Here is a 5456-nt window from a genome sequence, read left to right on the forward strand (position 1 = left end):
AATGAAACAGCAGAAAATGAACGAGGCAGGCGTCTAGAAAACTAGGGGCACCTCAAACCGCCCCTTTACCGGAGAGTTTCTGGTTCAATAGTTAGGCTGCTTTTTCGTCAGTGTTCAAGCTTGCGTAGGCCGAGCAAGTCCACTCTCAGGGGAGCAGGTTTCAATCAATACTTACCAACGATATTTACGAAGACACCGCGATCATCGTATGTCAAATCCGTCAGATCGTCCGAGAATCTGCTAAAGTTGTATCCGCCACCGACCTGCAAATTTTTGCCCAGCTGCTTGAATGCAGCGATCAAAACGCCGCCGCGCGTCACGTCGGCGGTTATTAGGTCCAACCGCCGCGCCTCTGCCAAGAGATCCCAATCATCAACCAGATGATAGCGCGCGCCGATCACGGTCAGCATGGCGTCATTCCGGGTAAAGGTGCCGCCCTGCACTGGCGCAAATTCACCACCGCGATAGCCTAATTTGCCCGACAGGGTCCAATATTGGTTCACGTCGTAGGATGCATCGACACTGCCAACATGGCTGCGCTGCACGGGGCCAAGCATATCCAACCCGTCCACGCGCTGACCAATCTGGTCATCCAGATAGCGATAGCGTGCCAGCATATTGAACCGGTCATCCTCGATGGGGCGCAAGGCGTAGCCAATTGACACGTCGGCGTAGTCCCCATTGCGGAACCCGGTTTCGGACCCACTGGATTGCACGGTATCTGCGCTGAACAGCACGCGCTGTGTCTCGTCGATCTTGTAGGCAAGATCAGCGGTTGCGACGACAGTGTCGGTGTCGCGCAGCGATCCTGCCTCGGACCCTTCTTCGCTGCGGTATTCCAACCGCCCTTTGGCCGATACGGCGTCAGTAGCATAGGACACGCCCAGCGACACGGCATAGCGGTCAAGCGTTTCTAAACCTTCGACATCGATCTCGCCTGTCTCGAAAGCCAGCGTCGTGCTGAATTTCTCGATCGGTGCGTAGGTCACGCCATAGGCTGAAATCAGCGAGGTCCGCTCGCCGAACATATCGTAGGTATTTTCGCCAAATACCGACACGGTCTGGGATAGGGTCCGGCGGCCACCAACGACGAACCGGCCCTTGTCGTCGCCGGTCAGATCAAGGCCATTCAGTTCACGACCTGGTTCCAGCGTATAGCCGATGTACTGTGTATCGCCCGCCGCGTCGGTATAGACCGCATAGGCCCGCGCACCCGCGCCAAGTGAGCCGTCGGACAGTTCACCCTCGAACCCCCAGCCGGTGCCAGTGCCAAGTTCCACGCCCAGACCGACACGGTCGTTATCCTCCAGCCCGTCGCGATCGACAGTCGTCTGACCAAAGACATACGCCGATCGTGCATTGTCAAAGGCATATGTCAGGCGTGCCGCCACATCGATGCGGCTGCCCTGTTCACCCAGCGCGTCGCGGTCGATCCGTTCAGCGCCCAGCGTATAGCTCAGACGGTCGTTCAGGGCTGTCGTGACGGCGGCCACGCCCTCTTTGTCGCTGTCGCCAGCCGCACTTTTATAACTGTCGTACGACAGGCGCAGCGCGGTCGCATCCGTCAGTTGCACGTCGGCCGACAGACCGAACAGGTCCTCATCACCGTTCAGCGCGGTGACCTGCGTGTCGAGGGATGAAAACCCTTCTTCGCGTTGTTCGACATAAGCGTTGATCTTGCCCTCTCGGGACAGGCCCAGATCAGTCAGATCAGCACTGCCCTCGACCCGGACTGACGTTCCCTGACCGCTGGCTGCATCCTGCGTATTCGTGGACAGGCCGCCATCAAAAGACAAAAGTGTATCAATCCCCTGCCCTTCGCTACGGGCCGCATCAAGCCGCAGATAGGACCGTTCGGTCAGCGCGAACAGCAGGTCGCCGCCGACCAGCGTATGGTCGCGGATACCGGTATCGTCGCGGGTGCCTGACAGACCGACCCGCAGGCCGGGCGCAACCCAGCGTTCAACGCGGACACCGCTGGCAAAGCCGTCGATATCGCCCAGCACGGGCACATATTCATACTGCGCAACCAGCAGCACGCGGTTTCGGCGTGGTCCGGTCGTGCCGCCGATGCCGTCGCCGGTACTACTGAGCAAAGGCTCTGAGAGGGTCACCAGACCCTGAATATAGTTGATGTCGTAATCAACGCCTGGTGTCAGTGCGCGGCTTTCGATGACGCGGTCGGACTGCGGGTCGCGAACCTGTACGAACAGTTGTTCGGTGCCACGCAACACATCCTGGTTGGCGAGAAAATAGACCGACCCGCCGGTGCCATTTAGCGCCTCACGGACGGGAATACTGTCGGGTTGGGCCGCATGAACCGTAGCGCGCCCGACCGGTGTGCCGAATGCGGTTTGGACCCGCGTTTCCACATGCGCCTGCGCACCGTAAAGCGTCCGGTCGTTGCGCACAAAGGCGTTGTCGCCCATTTCGGACACGAAATCCCCGAATTGAGCAAAATTGTTTTCCCGCGCGATACGGGCGTAAATCTTGCCCGAGGTCGGCGTCAAATCAAGAATTTCTGCATCATCGCCAAAGGTCGGATAGTAATCATCCGGATCGATCCGCAGCAGCAGCTGACGCGGATCTTTTTCATCCAGATCGCGCAACAGATCCTCCAGCGGGCCTTCGCCAGTATCGACAGAGGCAGTTATCTCATAGCCGCTGGCGGTACGCCCGTTGATGAACCCGGCAAGCCGTCCTACAGCATAGCTGTCTGAACTGCCATCGCGACCATCGGTGCGCAGTCCCAGCGTGACGTCGGCGGTGCCAACGGCGAACCAGTCGGCGGCGGGAATATCGATATCGCGCACCAGCTCTGTCGCTTGAAACGGTCCTGTGACAGTCACATCGATATCATAGCCGCCCTGCGGCAAGATCCGTTGAACAACGAAACGGCCAGAGGCATCGGGACGCACAGTCTGGCCCAGAACCTGCACGCGGCTACCGGGCATAACGTTCGCGCCGGATACTGTGACAGCGCCGCCAAAGACCGGAATGGCGCGCCGTGCGATGGTGTCGCGGCCCTCCTCGATGTCAGCGGCGCTTCCAGCGGGCAAATCCGTACCTAGCGGCTGTGGCTGTGTCTCATCAAACCGGCCCTGCGCGTCGTAGACACGGTGCACGACGGCATATTCGCCAGCATCAGGTGCCGTGTAGCTGACTTGACCGTTCGGGGTAACGGGCAGGCTGTCGATCAGGCGGGGGCCACCCAGCGCATCCAGTTGCACGATCCGCATTTCGGCCCGCGTGACATATGCCGGATAGTTCAGGGCAGAGCCCAGAAGATAGCTGTCAGGCGCGCTGCCCGGCACTTGTTCCAGATCCAGTCGCGGCTGCGCGCCAAGCCCGTCAAAGGTGACGCGGATATCCGCCTTGGCCAGAACGATATCGACCTTGCGCGCGACCTCGACCACCCGCGCATCACCCGCAACCGGCGCACCGTTCAGCGTGATCGAAAACCCGGTGCCCGGCAGCGCCGGTGCCTTTGGTGCGCAATTATCGGGGACCGGGACCGTGCCCACGGCGCAGGATTGCTGAGCCCAGACCCCCTGCCCCACGGCGGATATCGCCGTGGCGGTCAAAAGTACCATCAGGCTGCGGCGCGGGAACAGTGCTGTGATCATGGCGTATCTCATCTTATTGCCCCGCCTTAATCGCACGTTCGATGATCAGGCTGTAACCCGCAGACCCGTCCCAGAGCGACCGGATCAGATCGTCGACCGTATCCAGCCTGTCACCTGCTAGGCTTCGGCCTTCGCCATCGGTATAGTAGCTCAGTTGCAGCACCGACGGCACATTGCGAATTTGCGCCAGCACCGCTGCAATCCCGTCCGACAGCGCAGGCACCGGGGCCGTGCCGCCACCGACAAAGGCAGCCGCCGTCAGATCGATCCGTACGACATTGGCGATTGCGGCACCAAAGTTCATCTTCGCTACCGTGCCCGGTGTAAGACGGATGGTACGGGGGTTTTCGGTCGTCACGTTGTAACCAGTCGGCAATGTCCGCGTGTCCAGTTTCAGCGTAAAGTTCGACCCGATGTTTGCAGGCAGTTCCGCACAGGGCACAGAGAACCGGCCGTAGGCATCCGTGGTCAGGATAGTGCCGTTGACCGTCGACAGACGCACACCCGCCAGACCCGGCTCGCCACCCGGCAGAACCTCTTTGGGTGCTGTGAATTTCCCACCGTTATAGGTCTGGTCGGTGATGGCCGCCGTATCACCCGGGTTAAGGCCATCCTGATAGCCGTTCATGTTGCGGTCATCGAACACCTTGCCGATCACGTCGCCGCAATCAAACACCGCCTCTGGTCTGCGCACGATCACAGCCTCAGCCCGGTTCGAAATCAGCGCACCGGTATTGTCGAGGGCAAAGGCCGTGTTTGCCAGATCACCATCGCCACCCGTTACACGCGCTGACAGGGTCACGGTGATTGTCTCGTTCGGCCCCAGCGTGACATTGCGCCATTCCAAACGGGCACCGTCGATCACAGGTTCGGATTCGTCGCGCCCGTCAAACACGGCCGTGCCCGGCGTGTAGGACAGACCCGCAGGCAGGGCGTCGACAAACGTCAGGCCCGTCTCAAACGTGCGGTTCACATTGGTGAACGTCAGCGTATAGCCAACCGATCCACCCAAAAGTGCAGTCTGCGTATCCGCAACCTTGGTCACACGCACCTCTGCCGGTGGTGGCGCGGTCACGATAAAACTGCCAACGACAGCATTTTCCTCTGTATCGGACGTCACCTCGGCCCGGTTGGGTTGTTCAGGACCGCCGTCGGCAACATCGAGCACGACAGAAAACGCAACGATGCCCGTCACACCCGGTTCCAGCTGCACGTCACCCCGCAGGGTCTCTGTCTGCGATACCCCATCATAATCACGCGCGATGCCGCCAGAGCCCGTCATGCCGCGCGTCGTCAACCCAGAGACTGACACCACACGCGCAGGCGATGCAAAGGCGCGCAGATCATCGCGAACTTGTAGGTTCGTCTGCGTGATCGTCCCGGTGTTCTCCACCGCGATCTCGAAATCGTAGCGCAGCTCGGTCGGGCTGACACGCACCGGCACCGCTGCTGTTTTCGTCACTGCGATTGCGGATACACCCTCCAACAGCAGCACTGTCGGATCGACCTCTGGGTTGCCGTCGGTATCGTCATCATCGCGCGAGGCCCGCAGCAGGTTTTCCCCACCCGGCGTCGTCGCGCTGACATCTGCAAGGTTCTGCAGTCCACCGGCGTTGATGTCCGCCTGCGTTAGCACGTACCGGACCTCGTAAATATTGATCGCACCGACGTCCAGGCTGTCCTCTGCATCGCCGGCGGTCAGGACAATTGGCCCGGGGTCACGTGTGCTCTCGTCCAGCGCGGTCATGGTGTCAGTGACACTCAGATCGAACAGCGTGACGTTGCCGGTGTTCGTTGCGGTGATCTCGAAGATGACGGTGTCGCCGACGG

General features: G+C 60.4%; 2 protein-coding genes. Both read right to left on the bottom strand.

The features are described from left to right. Window positions 1-164 precede the first annotated feature (164 nt). Complete coding sequence (locus LGQ03_RS16510; RefSeq protein ID WP_226749291.1) at window positions 165-3626, bottom strand: RHS repeat domain-containing protein; 3462 nt, start codon at window positions 3624-3626, stop codon at window positions 165-167. 13 nt (window positions 3627-3639) lie between these two features. After that, a partial coding sequence (locus tag LGQ03_RS16515; RefSeq protein WP_226749292.1) for a DUF7507 domain-containing protein occupies window positions 3640-5456 on the bottom strand: 1817 nt, incomplete at its 5' end.

It is taken from the genome of Loktanella gaetbuli, from assembly GCF_020531945.1.
Classification (GTDB): domain Bacteria; phylum Pseudomonadota; class Alphaproteobacteria; order Rhodobacterales; family Rhodobacteraceae; genus Loktanella; species Loktanella gaetbuli.